Annotated in this window: 20 protein-coding genes and 2 pseudogenes; 9 read left to right on the forward strand and 13 right to left on the reverse strand. The window is 71.5% G+C overall.

Features of this window, described 5'->3' with window-relative positions:
- Positions 1 to 15 precede the first annotated feature (15 nt).
- The 12 genes from OG295_RS29320 to OG295_RS29375 all read right to left on the reverse strand — a co-directional run bounded on the left by OG295_RS29320 (position 16) and on the right by OG295_RS29375 (position 16,816).
- The gene (locus OG295_RS29320; RefSeq protein ID WP_371679611.1) at positions 16 to 1,572 is read right to left on the reverse strand and encodes a SagB family peptide dehydrogenase; all 1,557 of its coding nucleotides are present in this window, start codon (positions 1,570 to 1,572) and stop codon (positions 16 to 18) included.
- On the reverse strand, positions 1,569 to 3,254 hold the full coding sequence (locus OG295_RS29325; protein WP_371679612.1) for a hypothetical protein: 1,686 nt from the start codon (positions 3,252 to 3,254) through the stop codon (positions 1,569 to 1,571). The genes OG295_RS29320 and OG295_RS29325 overlap by 4 nt, the downstream gene beginning before the upstream one ends.
- Before the next feature lie 11 nt (positions 3,255 to 3,265).
- Positions 3,266 to 5,326 carry a TOMM precursor leader peptide-binding protein gene (locus OG295_RS29330; protein WP_371679613.1) on the reverse strand — a complete coding sequence of 687 codons (2,061 nt, stop codon included), beginning with the start codon at positions 5,324 to 5,326 and terminating at the stop codon, positions 3,266 to 3,268.
- Positions 5,319 to 7,370 carry a hypothetical protein gene (locus OG295_RS29335; RefSeq protein ID WP_371679614.1) on the reverse strand — a complete coding sequence of 684 codons (2,052 nt, stop codon included), beginning with the start codon at positions 7,368 to 7,370 and terminating at the stop codon, positions 5,319 to 5,321. The genes OG295_RS29330 and OG295_RS29335 overlap by 8 nt, the downstream gene beginning before the upstream one ends.
- Positions 7,371 to 7,540: 170 nt before the next feature.
- On the reverse strand, positions 7,541 to 8,797 hold the full coding sequence (locus OG295_RS29340; RefSeq protein WP_371679615.1) for a nucleotide disphospho-sugar-binding domain-containing protein: 1,257 nt from the start codon (positions 8,795 to 8,797) through the stop codon (positions 7,541 to 7,543).
- 97 nt (positions 8,798 to 8,894) lie between these two features.
- Positions 8,895 to 9,851 carry a dTDP-glucose 4,6-dehydratase gene (gene rfbB, locus OG295_RS29345; RefSeq protein WP_371679617.1) on the reverse strand — a complete coding sequence of 319 codons (957 nt, stop codon included), beginning with the start codon at positions 9,849 to 9,851 and terminating at the stop codon, positions 8,895 to 8,897.
- Entirely contained in the window at positions 9,848 to 10,915 is a 1,068-nt protein-coding gene (locus OG295_RS29350; protein ID WP_371679618.1) for a glucose-1-phosphate thymidylyltransferase, read from the reverse strand. The genes rfbB and OG295_RS29350 overlap by 4 nt, the downstream gene beginning before the upstream one ends.
- A 16-nt stretch (positions 10,916 to 10,931) precedes the next feature.
- Entirely contained in the window at positions 10,932 to 11,846 is a 915-nt protein-coding gene (locus OG295_RS29355) for an ABC transporter permease (RefSeq protein ID WP_371679620.1), read from the reverse strand.
- Positions 11,843 to 12,856 (reverse strand): ATP-binding cassette domain-containing protein, encoded by a 1,014-nt coding sequence (locus tag OG295_RS29360; protein WP_371679621.1) that lies wholly within the window; start codon positions 12,854 to 12,856, stop codon positions 11,843 to 11,845. Before OG295_RS29360 ends, OG295_RS29355 begins: the two co-directional genes overlap by 4 nt.
- 68 nt (positions 12,857 to 12,924) lie before the next feature.
- Entirely contained in the window at positions 12,925 to 14,268 is a 1,344-nt protein-coding gene (locus OG295_RS29365) for a cytochrome P450 (protein WP_371679622.1), read from the reverse strand.
- On the reverse strand, positions 14,265 to 15,557 hold the full coding sequence (locus OG295_RS29370) for a macrolide family glycosyltransferase (RefSeq protein ID WP_371679623.1): 1,293 nt from the start codon (positions 15,555 to 15,557) through the stop codon (positions 14,265 to 14,267). Before OG295_RS29370 ends, OG295_RS29365 begins: the two co-directional genes overlap by 4 nt.
- Entirely contained in the window at positions 15,557 to 16,816 is a 1,260-nt protein-coding gene (locus OG295_RS29375; RefSeq protein WP_371679625.1) for a macrolide family glycosyltransferase, read from the reverse strand. Before OG295_RS29375 ends, OG295_RS29370 begins: the two co-directional genes overlap by 1 nt.
- 306 nt (positions 16,817 to 17,122) lie before the next feature.
- Here OG295_RS29375 and OG295_RS29380 point away from each other — a divergent pair, with 306 nt between their 5' ends.
- From OG295_RS29380 to OG295_RS29420, 9 genes and pseudogenes are all read left to right on the forward strand, one after another.
- Entirely contained in the window at positions 17,123 to 17,260 is a 138-nt protein-coding gene (locus OG295_RS29380; protein ID WP_371679626.1) for a hypothetical protein, read from the forward strand.
- Positions 17,261 to 17,363: 103 nt separating this feature from the next.
- Positions 17,364 to 18,008, forward strand: a complete 645-nt coding sequence (locus OG295_RS29385) for a flavoprotein (protein WP_371679627.1) — start codon at positions 17,364 to 17,366, stop codon at positions 18,006 to 18,008.
- Positions 17,992 to 19,203: a macrolide family glycosyltransferase gene (locus OG295_RS29390; RefSeq protein WP_371679628.1), complete on the forward strand. Its 1,212-nt coding sequence runs from the start codon at positions 17,992 to 17,994 to the stop codon at positions 19,201 to 19,203. The genes OG295_RS29385 and OG295_RS29390 overlap by 17 nt, the downstream gene beginning before the upstream one ends.
- On the forward strand, positions 19,200 to 20,012 hold the full coding sequence (locus tag OG295_RS29395; protein ID WP_371679629.1) for an NAD-dependent epimerase/dehydratase family protein: 813 nt from the start codon (positions 19,200 to 19,202) through the stop codon (positions 20,010 to 20,012). The genes OG295_RS29390 and OG295_RS29395 overlap by 4 nt, the downstream gene beginning before the upstream one ends.
- A 584-nt stretch (positions 20,013 to 20,596) precedes the next feature.
- The gene (locus OG295_RS29400; RefSeq protein WP_371679630.1) at positions 20,597 to 21,595 is read left to right on the forward strand and encodes a hypothetical protein; all 999 of its coding nucleotides are present in this window, start codon (positions 20,597 to 20,599) and stop codon (positions 21,593 to 21,595) included.
- Positions 21,596 to 21,803: 208 nt separating this feature from the next.
- On the forward strand, positions 21,804 to 22,112 hold the full coding sequence (locus OG295_RS29405) for a hypothetical protein (RefSeq protein WP_371679631.1): 309 nt from the start codon (positions 21,804 to 21,806) through the stop codon (positions 22,110 to 22,112).
- A gap of 8 nt (positions 22,113 to 22,120) precedes the next feature.
- Positions 22,121 to 22,708, forward strand: coding sequence for a hypothetical protein (locus tag OG295_RS29410; protein WP_371679632.1), 588 nt, complete (start codon positions 22,121 to 22,123; stop codon positions 22,706 to 22,708).
- A gap of 214 nt (positions 22,709 to 22,922) precedes the next feature.
- Positions 22,923 to 23,591, forward strand: a pseudogene (rplD, locus tag OG295_RS29415) (50S ribosomal protein L4); the annotation flags it as partial.
- A gap of 1,094 nt (positions 23,592 to 24,685) precedes the next feature.
- A complete protein-coding gene (locus OG295_RS29420; protein WP_371679633.1) occupies positions 24,686 to 24,970 on the forward strand; it encodes a CU044_2847 family protein in 285 nt (94 codons plus the stop codon).
- A gap of 90 nt (positions 24,971 to 25,060) precedes the next feature.
- On the opposite strand, the pseudogene OG295_RS29425 reads toward OG295_RS29420, so the two are convergent.
- A pseudogene (locus OG295_RS29425) lies at positions 25,061 to 25,927 on the reverse strand (NAD(P)-dependent oxidoreductase).
- Positions 25,928 to 26,117: the final 190 nt, after the last annotated feature.

Below are 26,117 nucleotides of genomic sequence, written 5' to 3' on the forward strand. Positions count from 1 at the left end.
CCGTCCGGGCGGGTCTCACGGAGTCCCCCACAGCGGCAGCTGCGGATCCGTGCGCTCCGGGGAGCGCGGTCCGACGGTCACCACCACCAGCGGCTGCAGACCGCCGGGTTCGAGGCCCAGGGCGGAGCCGACGCCGTCCGGGTCGAAGTCGCAGTGCACATGGCTCTCCAGCCCGGCGGCCGCCGAGGCCAGGGCGATCCGCTGGGCGAGCGCGCCCGCCGCGATGTTCTGGGCGCGGTACCAGCGGTCACCGAACCGCTCGACGCCTTCCCGCAGCAGGCCGCAGGGCACCAGCGTCGCGGTGGCGGTGCGGCACTCGTCGGCCAGCATGGGACTCTTGGCCGCGCCGATCACGGCCCGCACCGCGTCGGCCCCCCGCGTACGGACCAGCGCGTGCCCGACCGGGTCGTACACGTGGGCACCCGTCTCCACCCCGGGCACACGCTGCACCACCGCGGCCAGCCGGACGGGAGGAACCTCGTCCGCACCGGGGGCTCCGGCGGGCGGCGGGGCGGCCGCCGCGGCGAGGAGGGCGGCCAGGGAGGCCTCCGGTACGGAGCCGGGCCGGAACCCGTAGACGGTCCGCCGGCCCGCGAACCCGTCCGCCAGGCGCAGACCGGCCGGCGGCAGCACGTGCCGCGGGGAGCCGGCCGGTTCCGACCGGTCGGTGAACCGGCCCCCGCGACCGGGTGCGGAGAGGCGGACGGCCGCGTGCAGCGCGGCCGCCTCCGCCATGGCGGGGACTTCGGATATGGACAGCTGCCCGGGCTCGGCCCGCGGAAGAGGGCCGTCCCACGCGGCGGGCGCCGTCGCCCGGGACACGGGCGGGGCGTCCTCCCGGTGCAGAGTGACCACGGCGAAGACGCTCTCGGCGAAGGGGTCGAGCCCGAGGAGCGCGTCCAGCGCCGCGTCGTCGAAATCGAGGTGGACCGTCACCGCCAGCCCCGCCGCCTCGGCGGCGGCCGCCGCCTGCGCCGTCACGGCCCCGACGTCCAGGCTCTGGAGCCGGTAGCCGAACGCCCCGTACTTGGCGGCGTTCCGCCACAGCACACTGGTCAGCAGCAGCACCGATTCGGCGTCCCGGGCCGGCGGGGTCCGGAGCGCCGCGAGGACGCGGGCCCGCCCGTCACCGTCCCGCAGGCGTTCCAGCACGTGGTGCACCGGGTCGTAGTGGGAGAGCCCGCCGGGCGCACCGGCCGTCCCGCCGTGGGCGACGTAGACCTCCACGGGATAGCGGGAGCCCGACGCCGCCGCCGTACGCCCGGGGGAGAGCAGCACGCGCCGGTCCCCCGGAGCGCCCGCGCCGCCCAGGCCGAGCGGCATCAGGCCGCTCATCCAGCGCATCCTGGTGATCCCGTTCGTGTGGCGCAGCAGCCGTGACAGGAGTGCGGGCCCGGTGTCGTCCGCCGGCGCGCCACCGGGCGGGAGGGGCACGCGGACCGCCGACGGGTACCTCTTGTGGACCGGCGGGAGGCGCGCGGGGTCCGCGGCGGGCAGGGCCTCGGGCGGGCGGTGGCCGGAGTCCAGGAAGGCCAGGGCCGCCGAGCCGGCGGACGGATCGTGCGTGGTCATGCCGCGTGCACCTCGTTCCCTGCCGGGGCTCCGCCCCCGTGACCGTCGGACAGGCCTCGCACCCGCGCCGGTGTGGGCGCCGGGAGGACCGGCATCAGATAGCGTTCGTCGGGCCCGGGCACCCCGAGCGCGATCTGGAACAACGGCTCGTGGCCCGGCGGCAGCCGCAGGGCCCGCGACAGCGTGCGCGCCGCGTAGCCGTTGTGGATCCTGGCGGCGAGGCCCTCCGCGGCACTCAGTACGCAGACGCGCTGGGCGACCACCCCGGCCTCCTGGTGCAGGACACGGAAACCGCGGTCACCGAAGGCCGCCTGTGCGTCCGCACGAGGTGCCGAGAGGAAGACCACGCCCGCGACCGCCCGGTAGTCGATGTTGGCAGCCTCCGTCCCGAGCCGGGAGGAGCCGCCGGGGCCGACGTGGTGAAGTCCGTCCGCCGCCCATCGGTACACCCCGTCAGCGAGTCCGTCCACGTTGACCGCCCACAGATGGGCGGTCACGGGCGGTACGCAGCCGTCCGGCACGGCGTCGCCGGCCCAGGGGCCGAGTACGGGTCCGAGCACGCGCAGGACGGACTCCAGGGGGACCGGGCGGGCCACCGGGTTGAAGGCGGGGCTGCCCGAGCTCCGCCGGCGCAGGCAGTCGGCGAGTTCGGCGGCCCGGACCGCACCCGCCCGCCCCCGGCCGGCGACCGGGCCGACGGGCAGCAGGGAGAACGAGCGGGTGTCGTCGAGCCGGGCGGCCGCGTCGATCCCGGTCAGCGCGTCCAGCGAGCCGAGGCCGTCGGCCCCGGGCGCGGGCCGGGCTGCCGGCCGGCCGATGAGGGCGGACAGCGCCCCCTCGGTGTCGGCGGCTCCGCCGCGCCGGACCGATCGGTGCGCGTCACCCCGCCGGGGGTACAGCGGCAGGACCGCGGCGAGGCTCTCCTGCGGGCGCGGGATCCCCACGAGCCGCTCCAGGACCCCGTCGAGGAACTGGTGGTGCAGGTGAGCCTGAGCGCCCAGAGCGTTCGCGACCATCATCGCGTTCCCGGCCACCAGCCCGGTCTCCTGAGCGCACAGCCGGTACGCGTAGCTGCCGTAGCGGAAGGCCGTCCGCCAGAACACGGTGGACAGCATCAGCACCCCGATGGCGCCGTCGAGGTCCGCGCCCAGCGCCCTGCCCAGGACGGCACGGTGGTCGCCGGGCCGGAGGAGGACCAGCGAGTGGTGGGCGGGGTCGTAGGCGTGGACACCCGCGGGGAGCCCCTCGTGTCCCGGGGTCCACAGGTACGCCTCGACCGGCGCGAAGCACCGGGCGGAGGGCGTGGGCCGGTGGTAGGGCCAGCGGGCCGTCGGCCCGAACTCGGTCCGCAGCACGCCGCACGCGTAGTGGAGCAGCGCGGAGTGGAAGGCCGCGTCCGCCACGGCCGTCGGAACGGGTCCGGCCGGAGCGGGCCGGGCCGGGGCGTCCTCGGGGTACGCGGGGGCGAACGCGGAGGCCACGGGGCCGAGCGTCCGGGCGGGGGCGGGCAGCGGATGCCGGGGCAGCCCGCCGAACCGGGTGAACCTGGCCGGTTCCCCGGCACCCCCCTCGCGGCCTCCCGGTGCCCGCGCGGTCATGGCGGCGTAGTCGTGGAGGGACCGGTGCCAGTACCGGGCGCCGGGCGATGCGCCGGCCCCGTCCGGGCGTTCGATGGCGGTCATGGGCGGTGTCCTCAGGGGAAGGGGTGAGGGTGGGGGTTGACGTCCCCGGGCGTCAGAACCCGGTCGCGGTAGCCCAGTTCGTACGGGACGTTCAGGAGCCGGGGCAGGCCGTCGACGCGCCTGTTGCGGTGCCCGAAGGTCATCGGCAGGGTGCCCGGCACCATCACCTTCGCGCAGGCGAAACCGCCCGCCCGGTGCTCCGGCGTCGTCTGGTCGACGACCAGGACGTCCATGCCCCGGTCCAGGTACCGGCGCAGCATCTCGTCCAGATCGGACCGCAGGTCCGTGTGGACCGGCCACCGCCACTGCTCCTCGAAGTCGGCGAACGGCCGCGCCTCGCGCTCGGACAGCAGGAAGTCGAACCGGTCGAAGGCGCTCCAGTGGCTGTAGAGCACCGAGTGGTCACCCATCACCTTGACCAGGGACGGGTCGGCCACCATGCGGGCCGCGCGGTCCTGCTCCGCCGCGTCGTAGAGCTTCGCGTGCTCCAGCAGGTGCGCCATTTCGTGGAGGACGTTGATCACGGCCTTCTCCGGCTGCAGCGCCGAGCCGCCCGCGCACAGCAGCCGGGGCCGGCCCGGGTCGCCGGCCGTGTCGATCCCCACCGCCCAGAAGCACGGCACGCGCTGCTCCAGCGTGGCCGAGTACAGCTGGACGGCGTACCCCGTTCGGTGGCGCAGGTGCTCGATCATCATCGGGATGGAGCGGTCCCGCGCGCTGGCCGGGTCGATCCGCGGGATCGGCATCCGCCCGTACCAGGTCATCAGGAAGGCGTCGCGCTCGGCCACTTCCAGCAGGCCGCACAGGATCGCCTCCTCCAGACAGCCGCCCATGGCACAGCCGTTGGAGATCTCGTACACGAACCGCGGTTCCTCGTGGCTGTGCGTGGCGTAGTAGGCGTACCGCTCCGGTACCAGCACGGCTTCGCCACGCCCGAAGGAGTACCCCCACACCCAGGGCATCACCAGGTCCTCGTCGTACCGGGTGTACGGGAAGCCCGGCAGGTCGTACCGGTCGTCCGGGTACAGGCCGAAGGCCCGCGGGTCGACGGCACGGTCGCCCAGCTCCCGGCGGCTCGCCGTGACCGTGGTGCGGCGGCCGCGCGGCTGCTCCCCGCCGAAGCGTTCCAGGGCTTCCAGCACCGCGGTGATCCTGGACGACCGGTAGTCGTTCGTACGGCCCCAGCCGTGCTGGGAGTTGTTGCCCCGCAAGGAGCTCAGCGGCGCGACGGCGCGCGGCAGCGGTCCGCCGCGCTCGTCGTCGACCGACGGGACCACACCGGCGGCGGGGTCGACGTAGAGGTCGTAGAGCTCCCGTTCGCGCGCCACCACGTCCTGCACCCGGAAGACATCGGGAGCCGTCTTGGGGCGGGAGACGGGGACCACCTCCGCCGGTCCGGGGGCGTCGTCGGGCAGGCCCCCGCAGTCCTCGCAGAGAGAATAGGGCAGGTAACGGTGGGTGCTGACGGCGAGTGAGGCCAGGTCGACGCGCAGGAACACGTCTCCCGGGCGACGGATCCCGGTGGAGTCGGTGGAGTCGGTGGAGTCGCAGGGGCCGGTGGGGCCGGCGTTGCGATCGTCCGCGCCGGACACCGCGGACTCCAGCAGACGGACGGCGAGTTCCGCGGCCACCGCCGCGGCCGGACGGGAGCGCAGCCGGGACGGCAGGCCGGTCAGCGCGGCACCGTGGCGTGCGCGCAGCGCCTCGTGGTGCTGGGCCTGGTCCCGGGCGAGGCGCCGCCGCCAGCCCGCGCAGGCCGGGCAGGCGTCCCGTGCGCTGCGGGTCGCCGGACCCACGTGGACGGCGTCCGCGTCGGTCGCGACGGGCACCCAGGGGATTCCGGCGGCCTCCGCGCTCTCGCGCACGTCCCCGTGGCGGTCGGTGCCCGGGGTGTCGGTCGCCACCAGCACGGCGACGCACGAGGGGAGGACCTCCGCGAGGGCCCCGTCGCCCGGCCGGACGACGTGGAAGGTGCGTGCCGCGACCGCCGCGACGGCCAGGTCCAGCAGACCGCCGTCGCCGACCAGGGCGACGCTGCGCGCGGCCGGAGCGTTCCGGTTCGGGTCAGACATCGAGCAGCACCACCCTGACGAGGTGGGGCAGCGCGGCGCGGACGGCCGGGTCGCCGTCGAGGGGGACCGCCACCGCCGCGTGTCCGAGGGCGCGCAGGGAGTCGACGAGTCCGCGGTGGCGCGGTCCGCCGGCCGGTTCGTCCCCGGGCCGCAGCGATGTCCGCAGGGACACGGCCGGCGACGGTGCGTACTCGGGCTGTCCCGACGTACGGGACTGCCGCGCGAGCAGCAGCCGGGCGAGTCCCGCCTCGACCGCCTCGGCCTCGGTGAATCCCGCGCCGTGCTCGACGAGGCCCGCCCCGCCGGTTCCCAGCCGGAAGGCGTGGACGTGCACGCCCTCCGGGGCCCGGACCGCGTACGCGGTCACGCCCTCGCCCGATGCGACGAGCAGGTCGAGGAACGTCCGGGACCGCTCTGTCAGTTCGAGCTCCTCGCAGGAGCGCGCAGGGCTGTCCGGGCCGGGGACGGGACCGTCCGCGGTGAACCGCAGGACGTGGTCGAGCAGGCCCTGTTCGACGGCCTCGGTCCAGGTGACTCCGCCCGCCGTTCCGGCGGGAAGGGGCACGGCCGGGTCGGTGCCGGACGCGGCGAAGACCGCGTCGGCCGGCACGCGGGCGGCGGAGCCGTCGGCGAGGGATGTCCCCGCCACGGTGTCCGCGCCGGCCGGGGCGTCCCCGGGGCCGGTCAGGCGCACGGCGTGGGCGGCGAGCCCGAGGCGCAGGGCGGCGTCCCGCGCGTGCGGGAAATCGGGGCCGGCCCCCCACACGGACAGCGCTGCGTCCGGCCGGCGGGGATGCGTGACCGGGACCCGGACCACCCGGAGCGGGAACTGCTCGAAGTGGGCCTCCGAGACGGGGCCGAGGACACCGAGCCTGGTGTCCGTCAGCGCCGCGACCCGTGCGGCGAGTTCGTCGGCGTGCACGGCCGCCCCCGCGGCGGACACCGGGGTCGGCGCGGCCTGCGCCGCCTCCGGCTCCGTGTCGGCGCCGCCGGCCGGCCGGACCAGCGGGTGGGGCGCGAGTCCGTGCACCGAAGTCTGGAGCGTTTCGAGATCGATGCGTACGGCACTGCCGCCCGGCAGGGCCCCGGACGCGTCGGGCGAGCCCGCCCCGGCCACACCGGTGAGGTGTTCGAAGGCCCGGAAGACGAGGTGGTTGGCGACGATGCCGGGTACCGGGCCGGTGAGGAACCCGGTGGGTTCCCCTCCGGCCCCCGCCCGGACGCCCAGCCGGAGCCACAGGCTCTCCCAGCGCGCGGCGGGCCGGTCCGCCGCGCACACCGGCCCCACCCAGGCCTCGTCGGCGTACACGGTGACCGGGACGAACGTCCGGCCGAGCTCGGCGCAGAGCCGGTCGAGCGCGCTCAGCAGGACGGGGTCGGTGCGGTCGGCCGCGTACAGGACCAGTCCGGCGTCCGTGACCGCCGCGCGCAGCGCCACCGGGTCGGCGGCGTCCAGGGGCGCCGTCTCCAGCCGCTGACCGGGATCGCCGTGGCGGGACTCCGCCGCTCTTTCGCCCGGGGGCCGCCCCGGGGCGGGGGCGACCTCCGCGGAAACGAGGACGGGCCGGGCGGAGAGCCGGGCGACCCCGGTGAGCAGGGCGCCCTCCACGGCCGCGGCGTAGATCGCGCCGGAGCCGATGACCACCGTGCGGGTCTCGCGGTACCGCTGGAAGCGCAGGGCGGGAGACGTCCGGAACGCTTCGACGAACGCGATCTCAGAAGCGTAGGAATCCAGTTCGTCCGGCGTCAGGGAATGCGGTTCGTCCTGGCTCACGTCCCGGACCAGCCCCGCCTCGTACAGGGCGCCCACCAGCTTCTCCACCATCCGGCGGGGTCCGGGCGGCAGGCTGCCCGTCAGATCGGCCACGCTGTGCCGGCCGTTGAGGTGGGGGGAGAGCTTCTCCAGCCAGGCGTGGGTGGACGCGCCGTGGAAGGTCACGATCTCACTGCCGTTGGTCAGCAGGACGCCGTCGCCTTCTGCGGTCGGCGTGAAGAAGATCCCGGTTCTCATCCGCGGATACGTGTCCGCGATGGTGCTGTGCATGGTGGAGGGCTCCGCATTCGGCTGGTCGTGAAGGTGTGCCCGCGTCAGATTCGTCGGATCGATCGTGTCAGTGACGCCCCCGCCCGGTCGTCCGTCCCGGGACTGCTTTGCCGTCTCCGCCACGGACACGCGCGGGGGGCCGGACTCCGACTGGAGTGGGGGCCGGCGGCTCAGATCCGCTGGTGGAGGTCGGTCAGCCGCTCCAACACCGGCACGAGGGCGGCCGGTCCGGGAAGCATCTCGATCTCCTCGCGCAAAGCCCGCGCCCGAAGGCGGAAATCGTGGTCCCGGAGGAGGGCCGACAGCGCTGTCCGCAGGTGGTGCGGATCGCGGTGGGCGCCGTCGAGGACGAGGCCCGCGCCCCGGCGCGCCAGGTGTCGGGCGGTCGCCTCCTCGTCCCAGAACGCGGTCGGGAGGATCAGCTGGGGCGTGCCCTGGCCGGCGGCCGCGGCGAACGTCGCGCCGGCGCCCCGGTGGACGATCGCGGCACATCCCGGCAGCACCTGGTTCAGCGCGAGCCGCTCCACCAGGCGGGGCCGCCCCGGCGGACCGCCCGTCGCCCCGGCCGACGGGCCGACGCCGGTGACCACCACGTCCACGTCCAGGTCCGCGAGGGCGCCGAGCACGTCGGACAGTGCGCTCCCGTCCTCCGGGCCGGGCTGCGGACCCCACGGGCCGGCCTCCCAGGCGACGCAGACCCGTGGGCGGGCCGACCGGGTGTGGAGCCAGTCGGGCACGGACCCGCCTCCGCCGTACGCGGACCAGCGCATGCTCTCGTACCGGACGTGCGGAGCCGGCAGCCGCACCCCGGGCGGCATCGGGTCGACCGTCCACTGACCGAGGAGCAACTCCTCCTCGTACGGCAGCCCGTACGGTTCGAGCAACTGCTGCATGACCTCCTCCAGGGGGTCGTGCCGGCCGTCGCCCGGGGCCTGCCGCAGGTACCGCTGGAACCGCGCGTGCAGCCAGGCGACGTTGTCCCGGCCCCACAGCAACCGGGCGTGCGCGGCCCCGCTCAGCCGCGCCGCGACGGCGGCCGGCAGGCAGAACGGGTCCCACAGGACCAGATCGGGCCGCCAGCGCACGGCGACACCGGTCAGCTCCTCCAGCAGCGGGCGCAGCCCCGCGAACACGCGGGTCATCCGGAACCACTTGGGCCCCCAGTCGGCGCAGTCGGAGGAGACGACGTCCAGCCCTCCGCCGGGGTGGCCGCTCAGACCGGGGTTGCGCTCGAAGTCCGTCAGCTCGGCCGGATCCACCGCACCGCCGACGGGAACGGCCGCCAGTCCCGCCCCCGTCACGGCTCCCATCGCGTCCGGGTGGGTGGCGATCCGTACCTCGTGCCCCGCGTTCTGGAGCGCCCAGGCGAGGGGGACGACGGGCAGGGTGTGGGCGGTGGTGGGAAAGACGGCGAACAGGACACGCACGCGGGGTTCCTTCCGGAGGGCTGCGGGCCGTCGGCGGACGGACCGGCTTCGGTGTCTGGGGGCTGGGGGAGGGGGCGCGACGGCCCGAGGCGCTTCGTCACCGTCCCGCGGTGACGTCCGCGTACCAGCGGACGGTCTCCGCCAGGCCCCGTTCGAAGTCGACGCGGGGCCGGTAGCCGAGGCGGCGCAGCTTCCCGTCGTCCACGCAGTAGCGCCGGTCGTGGCCCTTGCGGTCCTCGACGTGCCGCACGGAATCCCAGTCGGCTCCACAGGCGTCGAGGAGCAGTGCGGTCAGTTCCCGGTTGGTCAGCTGGGTGCCGCCCCCGACGTTGTAGACCTCGCCCGCCCGGCCGCGTTCCAGCACCAGCCGGATGGCGCGGCAGTGGTCGGAGACGTGCAGCCAGTCGCGCACGTTGCCGCCGTCGCCGTAGAGCGGCACGGTGCCGCCCGCCAGCAGGGTGGTGACGAAGAGCGGGATGAGCTTCTCCGGATGCTGATGGGAGCCGTAGTTGTTGCTGCAGCGGGTGATCCGCACATCGAGGCCGTGGGTCCGGGCGTACGCCAGAGCCAGCAGGTCGGCGGCGGCCTTGGAGGCGGCGTAGGGGGAGTTCGGCGCCACGGGCGCGTCCTCGGTCCAGGCGCCGTGGTCGATGGACCCGTACACCTCGTCGGTGGACACCTGCAGGAAGCACCGGGCGCCGGCGGTGAGCGCGGCGTCCAGCAGTACGTGCGTCCCGGTGACGTTCGTGCGGACGAAGGTGCCCGCGTCGGCGATGGAACGGTCCACGTGGCTCTCCGCCGCGAAGTTGACCACGACGCATCCGGGCGACATCAGCGCGGCGACGAGCGGCGCGTCGGTGATGTCGCCGTGCACGAAGCGGAGCCGGGCGTCCGCGGCGACCGCGTCGAGGTGCGCGGTGTCACCGGCGTAGGTGAGCGCGTCGAGGACGGTGATCTCGGTGTCGGGCGGTGATCCGGGACCCAGCAGGTCGTTCACGAAGTGCGAGCCGATGAACCCGGCGGCGCCGGTGACGAGGAAGCGCGTGGTGGTCACGAAGAGATCCGGATCTTGCTGTGGTCGCCCAGGACGAACCGGTGCGACGAGGGAACGCGGGGGGCGGGAGCGACCTCCACGTGGCAGCCGATGAGCGAGGCGTCGATGCGGCGGACCCCGGTGATGGACGAGTGGCCCAGGACGATCGAGAACTCGATCTCGCTGTCGGTGATCCGGCAGTTCTCGGCGATCGAGGTCGAGGGGCCCACGTAGGAGTCGACCACGACCGACCCCGCGCCGATCAGGGCGGGACCGACGATGCGGGAGCCGCGCACTTGGGCGCCGGCGCACACCGTGACCCTCCCGATGAGTTCGCTGTCGGCGCTGACCGATCCTTCGACGGCCGGCTCCAGGACCTCCAGTACGCACCGGTTCGCCTCCAGCATGTCCTCGACGTTGCCGGTGTCCTTCCAGTAGCCGGTGACCACCGTCGGCCGCACGTCGCGGCCCTGGTCGAGCAGCCATTGCAGGGCGTCGGTGATCTCCAGTTCGCCCCGCGCCGAGGGGGCGATGGCGCGGACCGCCTCGTGGACGACGGGAGTGAAGAGGTAGGCGCCGACGACCGCGAGATCGCTCGCGGGCCGCTCCGGCTTCTCGGCCAGAGCGACCACCCGGCCGGTCGCGGACAGGGTGGCGACACCGTAGGCACCGGGGTTCGCGACCCGGGTGAGCATCAGCTGCACGTCCGGGCCGTGCGCGCGGAACTCGTCGACGAGCGGGGCGATGCCGCCGACGATGAAGTTGTCGCCCAGGTACATCAGGAAGTCGTCGTCACCCAGGAAGTCCCGGGCGATCAGAACGGCATGGGCGAGCCCGAGCGGTTCGGGCTGGGCTATGTAGGTCACGTCCAGGCCGAAGGCGGAACCGTCTCCTACGGCCTCCTCGATCTCCGCGGCCGTCTCGCCGACGATGACGCCCACCTCTTTGATGCCGGCGTCGGCTATCGCCTCCAGGCCGTAGTACAGCACCGGCTTGTTCGCGATCGGGACGAGCTGCTTGGCGGAGGTGTGGGTGATGGGACGCAGCCGCGTGCCGGAACCCCCCGCCAGTACCAGGGCTTTCATGAGAACCCTCCAGGGGTCAGTGCTTCGGTGCGCGGAAGGCCGACACCGTGAGGGGGCCGAAGACGGCGAGCAGCAGGAACGACCACGCGACCGCGGCCGCCACGGGGTGGTCCTGTGGCCATCCGGCGCCGCCGGGTCCGGCCACGGGAAGGCCGAAGAGCTCCCGCACCGCGGAGACCACGGCGCTCACGGGGTTCCACTCGGCGATCGGGCGCAGGCCGGCCGGCAGGCCTCCGGTCGGCACGAAGACGTTGGAGACCATCGTCAGGGGGAAGGTCAGCATGCCGATGAGTTCCGTGGAGGACCGCGACGGCAGGACGAGGCCCAGCCACATGCCGAGCCAGCCGAACGCGTAGCGGGCGAACACCAGCAGCGCGAAGGCGGCCACGATCCGCGGCGCGGAGGCATCGGGCCGCCAGCCGACCAGCAGCCCGCAGCCCGCCATGACCGTCAGGGTGATCAGACCGCCCAGGATCTCGGCCAGGGACTGCCCGACGGGCACGCCGGTCCTGCTCATCGGCAGCGAGTGGAAACGGTCGCTGATCCCCTTGTCCTTGTCGTCGGCGACGGCGGAGGCACTCGCGGCGACCCCGAACACGGTCATCTGCGCCAGCATCCCCGGGATCAGGAAGTCGACGTAGGAAGCGCCTTCCGGAACCAGCATGTTGCTGCCGAGGACGTAGACGAAGAGCAGGGTGAAGACGAGGGGCAGCGCCAGCGCCATGACGGCGCGCTCGGGGGCACTGCGCAGGTGGGTCAGGTAGCGGCGGGTGATCGTCGCCGCGTCGCCGGCGGCCCAGCGCAGCCGTGCGAGCCGGGTCTCGTCCGACGGCGCACCGGGCGCCCCCACGACGGGGCCGACGCCCGCGCCCCGGGCCACCGGGCCGTCGGCGGCCCCGCGGGCCCCGCGGCCGGTCCGGGGGGTGGTCATGCCGCCTCCCCGGTCCCGGTGCACGGAGCCGTCAGGCTGATGAACACCTCGTCCAGCGTCGGGCGGCGCAGGGAGAGGTCCTCCACCTCCACACCGGCGCACCGCAGTTCGTCCAGCGCGGCGGCGAGCACCCCCGTGCCGGGTCCGGCGGCCGGGCCGGTGGCCAGGGTGACCCGCCGCAGCTCGTCCCGTACCGCCACGGTTCCGGCGCCGGTACGGGCCAGGGCCTCGGCGGCCGGTGCCAGCTGCTCGTGGTGGCGCACGGTGAGGTCGACGTACTCCCGGCCCAAGGAGGACTTCAGGGCGGAGGGCGTGCCCTCGGCTATCACCCGGCCGCCGGAGCCCTCCGGGTCGCCCAGCACGGCGATCCGGTCGGCGAGGTGGTCGGCCTCGTCCAGGTACTGCGTGGTCAGCAGGACGGTGGTGCCGGCCCGGACGAGCTCGCGGACGCTGTCCCAGAGCCCGTAACGGCTCTGCGGATCGAGGCCGGTCGTCGGCTCGTCCAGGAAGATCACCGCGGGGGGTACGACCAGGCTCACCGCCAGGTCGAGCCTGCGGCGCATGCCGCCGGAGTACGTGCGGACGGGGCGGTGGCCGGCGTCCTGGAGGCCGAACCGCTCCAGCAGCTCCCCGGAGCGCCGCCGGACGGCCGCCCCGCGCATGCGGTGCAGCCGGGCGAACATCTCCAGGTTCCCGCGGCCGCTGATCAGCTCGTCCACCGAGGCGTACTGTCCGGTCAGCGCGATGCGGCCGCGTACCCGGGCGGGGTCGGAGACGACGTCGAAGCCGGCCACGCGGGCGTGGCCGCCGTCCGGGAGCGACAGGGTGGCCAGGATCCTGACCAGCGTCGTCTTGCCGGCTCCGTTCGGTCCGAGCAGACCGCACACGGTGCCGGGGGCGACGGTGAGGTCGACGCGGTCCAGGGCCGTCTGCGCCCCGAAACGCTTGTGCAGGCCGCGGACTTCGACGGCGGCTTCGGGAGGCCGGGAGCCGGCCGGGGGTTGGAGCACGGGTTCCCCTTGACGGAAGGATGGGGTCGGACAGGGCGGGGCGGCGGGTGCGGCGGGCGCCGGTGCCGTCAGCCGGGACCGGGTCCGGGTCCGGGTCCGGGCGACGCGGACCGGTCCGGCCCGAGGCGCACCGGGAGGGTCATCAATCCCCGCATGTCCCCGACGGGGCGCCAGGCCTGTGGCCGGTCCTGGTCGGCCGCGGCCAGCTCCGGGTACCGGTCGAGCAGGGCCGTGAGCACCGTCTCCGTCTGCAGCCGGGCCAGTGGCGCGCCCAGGCAGTAGTGGATGCCGTGCCCGAAGGAGAGGTGCGGTCCGCGTTCCCGGGTGATGTCGAGGCCGTCGGGCCCGGGGAAGACCTCAGGGTCCCGATTGGCGGCGGAGAGCGCGACGCTGACGATGCCGCCGGCCGGGACGACGGTCCCCGCGATGTCGATGTCCTCGGTCGCCACCCTGAGGGTGGTGCGGGCCAAAGAGGGCTCGTAGCGCAGCAGTTCGTCGACCGCGGAGGGGACCAGTTCCGGACGGCGGCGCAGCAGCGCGAGCTGGCGGGGGTGGCGGAGCAGCGTGTCGACGGCGTTGCCGATCATCCCCGTCGTCGTCTCGTGCCCCGCGATCAGCAGGAGCACCAGCAGGCCGACGAGTTCGTCGTCGCCGAGGCGCTCGTCCCGTTCACCGGTGGCCACGAGGGCGCTGAGCAGGTCCGGCTGTTCCTCCGGGGGCAGGTCGGCCCTGACCCGGGGCCGGGTGACGGCGACCAGGGACGCGAACCACCGGTGGAGCCTGCGGGTGCGTTCCGCAGGACCGGAGGCGGGTGTCGTGCCCGCTCCGGAGACCGTGAGCATCCGGGTGGCCCATTGCAGGAGCGCGGCACGGTTGCCGTGGGGAACTCCGATGAGCTCGCTGATCACCAGCACCGGGAGGGGGAAGGCGACGGCGGCCGCCAGGTCGGTGACCGCCCCGCCGCCGGTCCGGGTCCCGGCCGTGTCCACCGCGCCGGTCGTCCGGGCCGCGTTCGCCGCGGAGTCGAGGAGCTCGTGCGTCAGACGTTCGACCGAGGGCCGGAGCTCCGCGACCCGGCGCGGTGTGAACGCTCCGGAGACGAGCCTGCGCAGCCGCGTGTGGTCCGGCGGGTCGCTGTTCACGAGCGGCAGGAAGAAGCTCTCCGAGCCGGAGACCCCGTACCCGGCCGCGCGCAGCGCGCCGGCCGCACGCCGGGGGTCCTTGGAGAACCTGGGATCCAGCAGGACCGCCCTCGCCTGGTCGTGCCGGGTCACGAGCCAGTACTCCAGCCCCTGGGGGTTGCGGACCCGGCACGCACCCTCCGACTGCCGCAGCCGCGCATAGTGTCCGTGCTGGTCCGCGAAGAACGCCGGGGTGTCGATGTCGGCCGGTGCGCCCGCGCCCGCCGTCACCCGTCAGCCCCGGTCCGCGGGGCGCACGCCGGCGCCGCCAGCGCTTCGAGGAAGTCCGCGGCGGCGGGTGCGCCGCCGGCGTGGTGGATGTGGTCGCGCATGGTGTGGGTGTGGTGGCGGTAGGTGGGGTCGGTGAGGACGTGGTGGGCGGTGTCGCGGAGGGTTTGTGGGGTGAGGTGGGTGCGGTGGAGGAGGCGGCCGAGTCCGAGTTCGGTGAGGCGGTCGGCGTTGGCGCGTTGTTCGCTCATCTGGGGGATGGCGACCATGGGTACGCCGAAGGAGAGGGATTCCATGACGCTGCCCATGCCGGCGTGGGTGATGAAGAGGTCGGCGTGGCGCAGGATCTGGAGTTGGGGTACGTGGGGGCGTATGTCGATGTGGGCGGGGACGTCGGTGAGGGTGGTGGGGGTGATCTGGTCGCCGACGGCCATGACGATGTCCCAGGGGGCGTCGGCGAAGGCGTCGACGCAGGTCTGGAAGAAGGCGGCGTTGTCGTTGTGGATGGTGCCGAGGGAGATCAGGACCAGGGGCCGCCGGTCGTCACCGTCACCATGACCGTCGCCGTCGCCGTCGCCGTCGCGGTTGTCTCCGGGGCGCACCCACTCACCGTCGGAGGCCCGCAGGGCCAGGCAGGGTCCGGCGAAGTGGACGTCCTCGCCGAACGTCTCGCCCTTGAACTGGAACGCGCGCGGTACGAAGACCAGCGCCGGACCCGACTCGCTGCCGGTCATCAGTTCCTTCGGCCCGATGGGCACCTTGAGCCGGTCCAGCAGTTTCGCGATGCCGTGGAAGACGCGCACGATCCCGGGGCTGAGCGGATCGACGTCCGTGCGGTGGCCGCCGAGTGACCAGTCGGCGTTCGCGGCGAACGTGGTCCGGTACGGCACGGCCGGGATACCGCGGCGCGCCGCGATCAGCCGGGCGGCCCATCCCGAGGGGTCGTCGTAGACGACCAGGTCGGGGCGGTCCGCGGCGAAGGCGCGGTCCAGGGGGGCGAGGAGCGCGAGCGTCTCGCGCAGTAGGTCGTGCAGGACCACGGCCAGGTCGTCGCTGCCGAAGCGGTCGGCGCGGTCCGCCGCGGAGTCCCTGGCCGGCAGTCCGTCCATGGTGGACTCGTAGCGCAGCACGGTCGCACCCGCTCCGGTCACGGCCGGCGCGAACCGGTCGGTCGTCGCGAAGGTGACCCGGTGTCCGCGCGCGGTGAGTTCCTCCACGACGCCGAGGGCCGGATTCACGTGCCCGTGTCCCGGGAGCGCGAAGAACGCGATGTGTGTCGTTTTCCCGGTCATCACGCGCGCTCCCGTGCGGCCGCGAGTACCGCCTCCACGACGTCCGCGGCGGCGGGTGCGCCGCCGGCGTGGTGGATGTGGTCGCGCATGGTGTGGGTGTGGTGGCGGTAGGTGGGGTCGGTGAGGACGTGGTGGGCGGTGTCGCGGAGGGTTTGTGGGGTGAGGTGGGTGCGGTGGAGGAGGCGGCCGAGTCCGAGTTCGGTGAGGCGGTCGGCGTTGGCGCGTTGTTCGCTCATCTGGGGGATGGCGACCATGGGTACGCCGAAGGAGAGGGATTCCATGACGCTGCCCATGCCGGCGTGGGTGATGAAGAGGTCGGCGTGGCGCAGGATCTGGAGTTGGGGTACGTGGGGGCGTATGTCGATGTGGGCGGGGACGTCGGTGAGGGTGGTGGGGGTGATCTGGTCGCCGACGGCCATGACGATGTCCCAGGGGGCGTCGGCGAAGGCGTCGACGCAGGTCTGGAAGAAGGCGGCGTTGTCGTTGTGGATGGTGCCGAGGGAGATCAGGACCAGGGGCCGCCGGTCGTCACCGTCACCATGACCGTCGCCGTCGCGGTCGTCTCCGGGGCGCACCCACTCACCGTCGAACTTGCGCTCCGACCAGCACGGTCCGACGAAGTGGAACTCCTCGCCGAACGTCTCGCCCTTGAACTGGAACGCGCGCGGGATGTAGACGAGTGCCGGACCCGACTCGCTGCTCCCGAAGAACTCCTGCGCGGAGCAGGACGCTCCGACCCGCTCCAGCATCGTGCCGATCTCCCCGAACACCGCGTTCAGCCCGGTGTGTTCCGGGTCGAACTCCGCGTACTCGCCGTCCGTGCCCAGGGACCAGTGTTCGTTCGCCGCCAGCGTGGGGATGCTGCGCACGGCGGGGATGCCCCAGTCCTCCGCGAGCAGCCGCCCCGTCCAGCCGGACAGCCCGTCGTAGATCAGCAGATCGGGACGGTCGTCGGCGAAGGCGCGCCGCAATTGCGGGAAGAGGGCTTCGGTCTCCTGTACCAGTCCCCGGAGCACCTGGACGAAATCGCCCGTCGTGAAACGGTCGTTGTCCTCCAGGTCCGTCATCGTGGACCGGTACTTGCCCATCACGGTCTCGTACGGGACCAGCGTTGCGCCGGCCTTCTCGACCTCGGCGCCCTGGCTGGCCGTCACCGCGTAGCTGACGCGATGGCCGCGCGCCACGAGTTCCGCGACGATTCCCGCCGTCGGATTGACGTGGCCGGTGCCAGGAATGTTGAAGAACGCGATATGGGGCATCGGGTCACCTGCTTTTTCGGCGGCAGATCGGCAATCGGAAGCGCACCGTAGCAAATATTCAGGCGGGTTCGGTACGCGAGGGACGGGAAATCGCCGGGAGGGGCGCAAGATGAGATCCCGTCTCGCACCCGGGTGTGAGACGGAGGTTCTCCCTCCTACCGGGAGGGTGGCCGAGAAACCAGTTGGGCGGCTGAAGAATCCTCCGTGCGGCTCGGACACGATGGCGTCGGTCGTCCGGTTCCCCGGCGGCCCCATTCCGATTCATTTCGCTTCCGCGTAAATGACTCATTATTCAAGGAGAGAACCATGCCTGTGGCTGAGCTGCTCGCCGACGACCTGCTCGAGCTGGATGCCCTGACCGAGGACGACCTCCTCGTCGAGGCGGACGACAAGGAGGCGCAGGCCATCCTGTGCGCCTGCTGCTGCTCCTGGTGCGGCTGCTGAGTGTCGGTCTGATGGGCGTTTCCCGGGAGGCCCCGGCCTCCCGGGAGGCGCGACGGGATCGGAGTGCGACATGGCAATGGAACAGAACTGGGGAATGCCTTCGATGAAGATTCCCCCCGTAGGAATAAAGCGACTTCTCCTCGTCGGTACCGGATCGTCGAACGCCGCGTTCCTGCCCCTTTGGGTCAACTGGCTCCAGGTGAGTTATCCGGACGTGGAACTGCGGATCGTCCTCACTCGGTCCGCGCAGCGTTTCGTCACGCGTGAAGGACTTTCGGTCCTCACCAATCGCGCGGTATTCGAGGATTCCTGGTCCGAGGAGCCGCAGGTCCGGAAACTCCATGTGGAGCTGGCGAACTGGCCCGACGCGATAGCCGTCTATCCGGCCGGAATGCATTTCATCGCGCGTCTGGCCCAGGGACTCGCGGACACCCCGGCGACGATGGCCCTGCAGTGCACGCGGGCCCCCATCGCGCTGGCCGCCGCACTCCCGCCCGGCGGGTGGGAGAGCGCCGCCATGCGCGACCACCGGGCCAGGCTCGCGGGCCGCGACAACCTGGTGCTCCGGCCGCCGGTCAAGGGGCTCAGCATGACGACGGGCCGTCAGGACGGTAACCAGCCCGAGGCCTTCCCCGCCCTCCTGCGCAGCCTCGAAGACCTCCGCGCCCGCCGTGCCGCCGCGCACGACCGGCCCGCGGCGGAATCCGGGGCGGAATCCGGGGCGGTGAGCGATGCCGGCGGAGCCTGACGGCCCCGGCTCCCCGCACGCCGGGGCCGGCCACCGGCACGTGGCGATCTTCACCGCCGCCGCGCACAGCCACATCAGCCCGCTGCTCGGTACCGTCACCGAGCTGGTGCGCCGCGGTGTCCGGGTCAGCTACGCGACCACCCGGCGGTTCGCACCGCTGGTCGAGGCCGCGGGGGCCGAAGCCGTGGTGTTCGGGTCCTCCCTCCCGTCCGACCCGGCCGACTGGCCGTCGGACGCCCGGCGGCTGCCCCTGCTGTACCTCGCCGACGCACGGGCCACCCTGCCCGAACTGGAGGAGAGCTTCGCCGGCGCGCGGCCCGGACTGGTCCTCACCGAGGACCCGGCCGGCGCCGGCGGCGTGCTCGCTGCCAAGTGGGGAATCCCCTCGATGCAGGTGTGGACGTACCTGGCGACGCCCCGGCACTGGTCCCTCGCCGAGCCCGGCACCCCGGGCGCCAATCCCTACGCGGGCGAGTTCCTGTCCAAACTCGCCGGGTTCCTGGCCGACGAGGGGGTACGCACCGACGTGCGCGAACACCTCGACGCGGCCTTCTCGGGGGGCCTCGTCCTGGTCCCGCGTTCCTTCCAGCCGGACGGGGAGGCCTACGGCGACGCGCACACCTTCGCCGGGCCCGCCCTCCCCCCGGGGCCGGAGCCGGGGCAGTGGAAACCGCCGCGCGAGGACGTCCCGGTCGCGCTCGTCACGCTGGGCTCCGTCGACCACGGTCACCCGGAGTTCCACGCCGTGGCGGCCGAGGCGTTCGCCGGACTCGACTGGCACCTCGTGATGGCGATCGGTGACCGTACCGACCCCGCGGCGCTCGGCCCGTTGCCCCCGAACGCGGAGGTGCACCGCTGGGTGCCGCAGCGCGCCGTCCTGTCCCACGCCTCGCTGGTCATCCACCACGGGGGGATGGCCACCACGATGGAGAGCCTGCATCACGGGGTGCCGTCCCTCGTCGTGCCCCGGCTCCCGGAGCAGGCCGCCAACGCCAGGCGCCTGCGCGACCTCGGGCTCGGCGTGGCGCTCCCCCTCCGCTCCGTCACCGCCGACGTCCTGCGCCGGGCGGTGACGGCCCTGCACGCCCACGACGGCGTCCGCCGCCGGGTCCGCGCCGTGCGGGACGACGTCCGGAAGGCGGGCAACGCGGGGGTCGCGGCGGACGCGGTGGAGCGACGGCTCCCCCGGACATGACGGCGGAGCTCATCGGCGGAGGCTTCCTCGCGGGGTACCTCCGTCACCACCTCGACCGGAACGTCCCCGCCACGGTCCTGGCCGCCGGGGTGTCCGACACCGCGGAGTCCGCACCGGAGCGGTTCCTCCGGGAAGCCGCGCTGGTGTCCGAGACCGCCCGGCGGTGCAGGGAACGCGGCCGCCTCCTGGTGTTCCTCTCCTCCGCGTCCACGGGGCTGTACGGCAGGGCGGGCGTGGGCCTCGAAGACGTCCCCGCCGAGCCGGTGTCCCCGTACGGGCGGCACAAACTGGCCATGGAACGACTGGTGGCCGACTCCGGCGCGCTCCGGCTGACGCTCCGGCTGAGCCACCTCGTCGGGCCCGGGCAGAATCCGGCACAACTGGTCCCGTCCCTGGTCCGCCAGATCCGTACGGGCCGTGTCACGGTGCACCGCGGAGCGCGCCGAGACCTGATGGACGTACGCCACTTCGCCACCGTCCTCGACCGGCTGCTCGCTCTCGGAGTGTGCGACCACACGGTCAACGTGGCCTCCGGGACGAGCGTTCCCACCGAACGGATCGTCCGGACCCTGGAGACGGCGATGGGACGATCCGCGCACCGGGCCTTCCACGACGTGCCGGCCGAGACCCTCTCGGTCTCCAACCGGCGCCTGCGGGCGCTCGTCCCCGAGGCGGCAGGCTTCGGATTCGGCCCCGACTACCTGGACGACCTGGTCAGGCGGTACGTGGGTGAGGAGCGGCGGCCGGAGAAATCCCGGGACGGGTACGCCCGCCCGCCAGCTAGCCTGGGCAAATGCTCACAGAAGTGATCGCGACCCGCTACGTCACGCCCCTGCGTGAGGGCGGCTCGCTCCCGGGGATCGTCGAGGCCGACGATCTCGGGACCTACGTCATGTAGGCCCCGTGGTCAGCCCCTTGACCTGGGGATATCTGCTGCAGCGTGGCGCTGACCTGCAGGGATGCTTCTTTCGGATCCTTTCACGGGCTTTCCTGTTTACGCGGTTCAAACTCCCCAGGGACTCCCCAGGCGGGGGTGAAACTCCCCAGCCGCTCCCCAGCGGGGGCGGCTGGGGAGGGTCGAGTAGGACCCCTGTTCGGCGGGCGTGGCCTGGCTTTCCGCTAACCGTCCGTCCCCGGCGGATCCTTTTGGCGCAGACGTGACCTGGGCGGCGGTGCGTTGATGGGATCGGAAGCCTCGGAGGACTCCCACGGCTCGGCACCGCTCGATCGAGGTAGGGCAGCGCGGCATGGGCTGCAGGCCATGCGCTGGGGGTCGGCCTGGATCGAACGGCAGTACGGGCTTCCCGGGCACCCTGTTGTCGACGAGGGCGCTCGAACTTTGATGTCACCTGGCTGGCGTTCGGCCGATGCGATGCGGGATCGTTGGCTTCTGATGATCGACGATGACTCTAGGGTCGCCGACGGCGGTAAGTCGGCGGAGCCAGCCAAGCCTCGGTCGCCCTATAGCGAGCGGCCCATTGCACGCGCCCGGCGGGCGAAGGCGCAGGAACTGATCGAGCGGCTCGTCGCCGAGGGGCGCGTCCGGATCGCTGATCCCGATGACGACGAGGTCGCGGAGTGGCGGCGCGTCGTCAATTACGCGAAGCGCCACGGCCTGGAGCCGGCGGGCAAACGCATCGAGAAGGTCCCTTATGGCGGGCCGGGGCTGGAGCTGTTCCTTACGGAGGGCCCGCATCCTAACGCGCGGAGCCAGCGGCCGAAGGCGGGCGGGGGGCCGGTTCCTGTCCCCGCTCGGCTGGGATACCTGCATCCGGTGGTGGCTGCGCTCAAGGACGACGAGCGTCGGTTAGTGATGCCGTCTGCGCTGCGCCGTAGGTCGCTTCTGCTGTTGCAGGGTCTGGCGGCTGAGGTGGTACGGCGAGGGTATGAGGTGGGGCCGGCACGGTCATCCTTTTCCCCGCGCGAAGGCGGAGTGGAGGTCACTGTTGATGGCTTTGTGTACACCGTCTCCGCCAGGCAAGAGTTCCCGGAGTCCACGAATCCGGAGCGCTCCGCTCGTCTCGTAGTGGAGCTTGCCCATGGTCTGCCCGGTCGGCCCGGTCGATGGCGGGATCGGAAGACCCGGACACTTGAAGAAGCCCTGGGCGCGATTCTTGGAGAGATCGAGGCGCGAGCTGTCGAGGACACTCGGCGCCGGCAGGAAGAACAGCAGGCCAGGGCAGAACGCGAAGTTCGTTGGCAAGCGGCCATGGACGTGGCGAACCTGGAGTCCTCCGAGCGTCTCGGCCGTCACCGTTGGACCGTAGAGCGGACTTCGGCCCGGATGGAGGCTGGCCACCTGTTGCGCTCTTCCATGCCGGGCTCAACGCCGGACGGGCCAGCACGTCACGCACCTTGCCCGCAGGGGCTGGGCTCCCCGCGTGCAGAATGACGGCGGTCTTACGTGGCGGAGCACCGGGCCCGTGTTGTGGCCCGGGATCGCCGGCCACTCTGCAGGAGCGACCTGGAAGCTGGCGTGCACGAGGCGGATGGGCAGACGCTAAAGAATCTTGCATGTCTTGTTAAGGACGGGGCCTTGGATGGCCTATGAGGCGGTGAAGGGCAAACCATCACCGGAACTCGTGCTGAGGTAGATCAATATGACGGCCCAGATCATCGAGGTCATCTCGACGATCACGAGTGCTTGCGGCGTGGTCTGCTCCGCGTGGCACTGTTTCAGGACAGCGAAGTACGGGAAGCGGTTGGAACTCGGTGACCCGCCTCACCCTGGGGCTGCTGACTCAGAGGCAGCTAGGCAGGAGACCGGTTCGGTGACGGTGGGCCGGATGCTGGACGACCTCCCCTCCGGCGCGGTCGCGGTCTACGAGCCCCCAGGCGGCGGACGGGTGATCGTCTGGTGGATGGTTCCACCGGCCGAAGGTCGGATGGAGGAGACCGGGCATTGCTGAGTCACTCCGTGGATCCCGATGATCCACAGGAACCGGAACTGCTTGACTTGCGAAGCCTGAGCCGGGAACAGCACGCTGAGCTGAGAGCCAAAGTGATCGCAAGTCTTTGTGGGTTTCACCGGCTTGATATGGAGACCCGGGCAGACGTTGCGGACGGCGCGATCGAGCAGGTGTTACGGAGCGGCCGCATGGATCCGAAAGGGAATCCGGTTGGATATATCAAGACGACGGCGAAGCGGCTGGCTGTGCGGCTGGATGCCAGGCTCCAGGTCGAACGATCCACGTCTGACTCCTCTGCACTGGAGCTGGCTGCCCACAAGGCAGCGTGTCGGGACGGCCGTTACGAGGATCAGCAGTTCGGACCCGCGTCGGATGGGGTGCACGATGTTGGGTTCTGGGGGCCGACCGATGACGAGGAGAATGTCGCGCGCGTCCAGGATGCGATCTCATCGATCCCCGCGGCACAGGTGCGCGCAGTTCCCCGCGGAGGTGACGCGGGGTCAGTCCCGTCGAGATGGGCGGTGCGACGGTGCCTGACCGGTCACAGGAAGACCGTGGTGTTCCTGCTCCGCGGCGCGCGGGGCCTGAGGCTGTGAGGCCAGTTGCATCATCAGCGGCCGAGCATCGGCGCGGGCACGGGGCGACAGCGGCTTCGTGGCCTTGGGCTAACGGCCTGACCGTGTGGGCAGGGCACCGGAAGGGACTGTTCGGTGGACACTACGGCGAGCCATGCTGCGATCTTCGCAGGGCTGAGGTCTAGTGGAAGACGTGCGGCGACGTGCGTTGAAAGGATTCCCGTTGAATACCTCTATCACGGCTTCAACGGGGGTTGGGGACTCCCGCAGACCTGCCCAAGGCGCGGGGTCGGTCGACGTCTTGTCACCTGATGGCAAGAAGGCAGGGAAGGTTGATCTGCCGGCTGCGATCTTTGGTGCCAAGGTGAACATTCCGCTAATGCACCAAGTGGTCGTGGCCCAGCTCGCTGCGGCCCGTCAGGGCACCCACAAGACGAAGACTCGCGGAGAGGTCCAAGGCGGGGGACGGAAGCCGTACCGCCAGAAGGGCACCGGCCGCGCCCGCCAGGGCTCGACCCGTGCCCCACAGTTCACCGGCGGTGGCGTCGTGCACAGCCGCGTGCCGCGCAACTACTCGCAGCGGACCCCGAAGAAAATGATCGCAGCTTCCCTCCGCAGTGCACTGTCCGACCGGGCCCGCCATAACCGCATCCACGTTATCTCCAGCGTGACCGCCACCGAGGCGCCGTCGACCAAGGCTGCCAGACGACTCTTGGGCTCCATTACGGACCGTAAAAAGGTTCTCTTGGTCGTTGATCGTGCTGATGAGGTAGGCATTAGGTCTGCCCGCAATCTGCCGAACGTGCATGTCTTGGATGCCGGCCAGCTCAACACCTATGACGTGCTTGTCTCCGATGACGTGGTCTTCACCCAGCCTGCCTTCGAGCGTTTCGTAGCCGGCCCGGCCCCGTCCGCCCGGGCCGCTACCAAGCCTTCAGCACTTGAAGGATTCACCGAAGATCTCACCGCCGAGGTCTCCACAGTTCTAGAGGCGCTTCCTGCAGTCCCGAAAGAGCGCTCCTGGGGTTCAGAGGAGAGCGAGGCGAGGTTTGCCGAGTTGGTCCAGCTCGAACCCGATCGGGAACGGTTGTTCTACTGGACAATTCGAGTGTCCGAGGAAGCTTATCGCTGGGCCGAGGCGCGGAAAATTGACTCCGAGCATGAATATGTCGCAGTCGGATACCTGGGGCCCGAATATGATGAGCTGCAACAACGGGAGTTCGGCGTAATCCTCTACCAAGAGGCCGGCGGTCGAAATAAAGGCTCCGGACAGGTGATCGATAGCCTCGATGTAGACGGGGAGCGATTTACAATCGTGCGCCGTGTCGTGCGCTACAGGCAATCCATGATGGTCGACCCTCCACCTGGAGGCACGGTAGCGAGCTGGGCCCGCTCGCGTGACGGCCTGGATGAGGGTTGGCTCACCGCAAGACACGCCGTCACGCTTGACGGGCCAGTCCATTTCTCAGAGGGCGGAGCCGGCCGTGGATCTGGCTACGTCAAGCGGTACGGCGCCGGGTCAATTGATGCGGCACTAGTTTCGACAGACATGCCCCCCGATCCTCCCCCTACAGTCAGGCGCACAGTCGTTAGTGCGCCCCTCATTCTTTTTAGGAAAGTAACCTTTGTAGCGGCCAGTGGGAATACGGTCGAGTCCACTGTGGTGGCCATCCCGCTCCAGTTCCCGATGCTGATGGATCCCAAGTATCCAGTACGTCTAAGCTTGTCAAGGGCAGGGACATTTGGAGATTCCGGCGCCCTGATCTGCATTGCCGGGTCAGGGGATGCCGCCGGAATCTACATCGAGGACTGGCGATCGGAGGCGCGGTGGGGCCTTCCCGCGTCCTCTGGAGGAGTAGGGCTAGCTGCGGAGCAGATCGAAGCTATTCTAGAGATTGAGCTGATGAAATAATGAGTGAGCCTAATTTCGACCTGGAGTATGTTCCGATTCTCGTAGAAGACCTTCGAGGTCCCGAACAGGCGAAGGAGTACCCTCCCGTGAAGTCCGGGGAGGGCTCAAGAGAGCATTCCGCATTTACCGACTTCTTTCGGCGCGCGCCCGTCAAGGTGGACGAGGGCACCCTAAGCCTGTCCAAGATGCAAGAAAGCTTCACGAGAATCGAACAGCAGGTTCAATTTCTAATGAATGACAGGAAATCCGACGACAGATTTGGGATCGAAGAGGTGACAGTTAGGTTGGGGCTCTCCGCCAAGGGTGGTTTGGCGTTCATCGCTGAAGCCAGTATCGAAGCATCGATGGAAGTGAAGTTCAAGCGCCGGTAGTCGCTGCACACTTCCGAACCGGTCGCATTCGCGGGTGCCCGTTGTGTCTTCAATTCCACGATCCGTGCGGGGCCGTGCGGCTGCCGGTCGTCAACTGTCGGACGATCGCGGTCGGGCCGGAGGCTTCGGGCCGACGGGCCACCCGAGGAACTGGTAGGCGCCGCGTAGCGTGGTTCGCAGTGTGCGCTGTGTCGCGCGACTGTCGAGGCGGACGTCGAGGGCACCGGGGAGTGCGCTGTCGGCCCGCCGACCTGTGGGCAGTTGGGAGTCGTCGAGTCCGTCGCGCCTGGCGATGAGGACGCCGAGTTCATGACGGCTCAGGGCCTCGTTGCCACCGAGGTGGTGGATTCCGTTTGCTTCTCCCGACGCGAGTTCCATGAGAGCTGCGGCCAAGTCGGTCACATGTACTGTGCACCGGACGTCGTCTGTGAACAGGACGCCGGCGCGGTTGCCGGCGGCAAGGTCGTGAACGGCACGCTCGTGTTCGGACTGCCCGTCGCCGATGATCAGGGAGGTTCGGGCCACCACGGCGTCTGGATGCACGAGCAGAACATCTGTCTCCGCTGCGGCCTTCGCGGCCCCGTACGGGGTGATGGGATCGGGCAGGCAGGATTCGTCCTAGGCAACGCGGGTCTTGCCGAAGAACACGGCGTCGCTGGGGACGTGGATCAGACGACTCCCGGACTTCGCCGCAGCCAGCGCCAGGCGGACGGGCCCCTCGGCCGTGACCGCCCAGTCCGCCTTACCGCTTGATGCGTTGATGACGACACGAGGCCTGGCCTCGGCCACCGCTTCCACTCTCCCGGGATCACGTAGGTCGAGGGCGTGCCACGCGACCGCCCGAGCCGTCCCAGGCCTGGTCGCGTAGGTCGCAGTCGTCGTGTGCCCAGCCGCTACCCACTGTCGAACCAGCTCGGCGCCCAAGAACCCGGAACCACCCACGATCAAGAGGGTCATGAGGAGACAGCGTAGACCGGTCAGGATCGGGTGACGGCAAGGATGTGGGCAGAGGCATCGGTGAGCGCGCTGTGCGGTTCCGCAAGGCGTGCTGCGGCGAGGGCTGCGTCGCGAGCATCGCCGTGCCCAAGAGGTTGGTGTCGGTGTACTTCTCGGTGGCCTTGACCGCCACCCAGCCAGGCCCTTCGAT

This window comes from Streptomyces sp. NBC_01276 (genome assembly GCF_041435355.1).
Taxonomy (GTDB): domain Bacteria; phylum Actinomycetota; class Actinomycetes; order Streptomycetales; family Streptomycetaceae; genus Streptomyces.

Bases quoted from the DNA above. Each gene is read 5' to 3' on its own strand.
- OG295_RS29335 (WP_371679614.1), bottom strand. From the start codon at position 7,370: ATGCACAGCACCATCGCGGACACGTATCCGCGGATGAGAACCGGGATC.
- OG295_RS29330 (WP_371679613.1), bottom strand. From the start codon at position 5,326: ATGTCTGACCCGAACCGGAACGCTCCGGCCGCGCGCAGCGTCGCCCTG.
- OG295_RS29370 (WP_371679623.1), bottom strand. From the start codon at position 15,557: ATGACCGGGAAAACGACACACATCGCGTTCTTCGCGCTCCCGGGACAC.
- OG295_RS29400 (WP_371679630.1), top strand. From the start codon at position 20,597: ATGATCGACGATGACTCTAGGGTCGCCGACGGCGGTAAGTCGGCGGAG.
- OG295_RS29350 (WP_371679618.1), bottom strand. From the start codon at position 10,915: ATGAAAGCCCTGGTACTGGCGGGGGGTTCCGGCACGCGGCTGCGTCCC.
- OG295_RS29375 (WP_371679625.1), bottom strand. From the start codon at position 16,816: ATGCCCCATATCGCGTTCTTCAACATTCCTGGCACCGGCCACGTCAAT.
- OG295_RS29395 (WP_371679629.1), top strand. From the start codon at position 19,200: ATGACGGCGGAGCTCATCGGCGGAGGCTTCCTCGCGGGGTACCTCCGT.
- OG295_RS29380 (WP_371679626.1), top strand. From the start codon at position 17,123: ATGCCTGTGGCTGAGCTGCTCGCCGACGACCTGCTCGAGCTGGATGCC.
- OG295_RS29405 (WP_371679631.1), top strand. From the start codon at position 21,804: ATGACGGCCCAGATCATCGAGGTCATCTCGACGATCACGAGTGCTTGC.
- OG295_RS29385 (WP_371679627.1), top strand. From the start codon at position 17,364: ATGAAGATTCCCCCCGTAGGAATAAAGCGACTTCTCCTCGTCGGTACC.
- OG295_RS29325 (WP_371679612.1), bottom strand. From the start codon at position 3,254: ATGACCGCCATCGAACGCCCGGACGGGGCCGGCGCATCGCCCGGCGCC.
- OG295_RS29355 (WP_371679620.1), bottom strand. From the start codon at position 11,846: ATGACCACCCCCCGGACCGGCCGCGGGGCCCGCGGGGCCGCCGACGGC.
- OG295_RS29390 (WP_371679628.1), top strand. From the start codon at position 17,992: ATGCCGGCGGAGCCTGACGGCCCCGGCTCCCCGCACGCCGGGGCCGGC.
- OG295_RS29320 (WP_371679611.1), bottom strand. From the start codon at position 1,572: ATGACCACGCACGATCCGTCCGCCGGCTCGGCGGCCCTGGCCTTCCTG.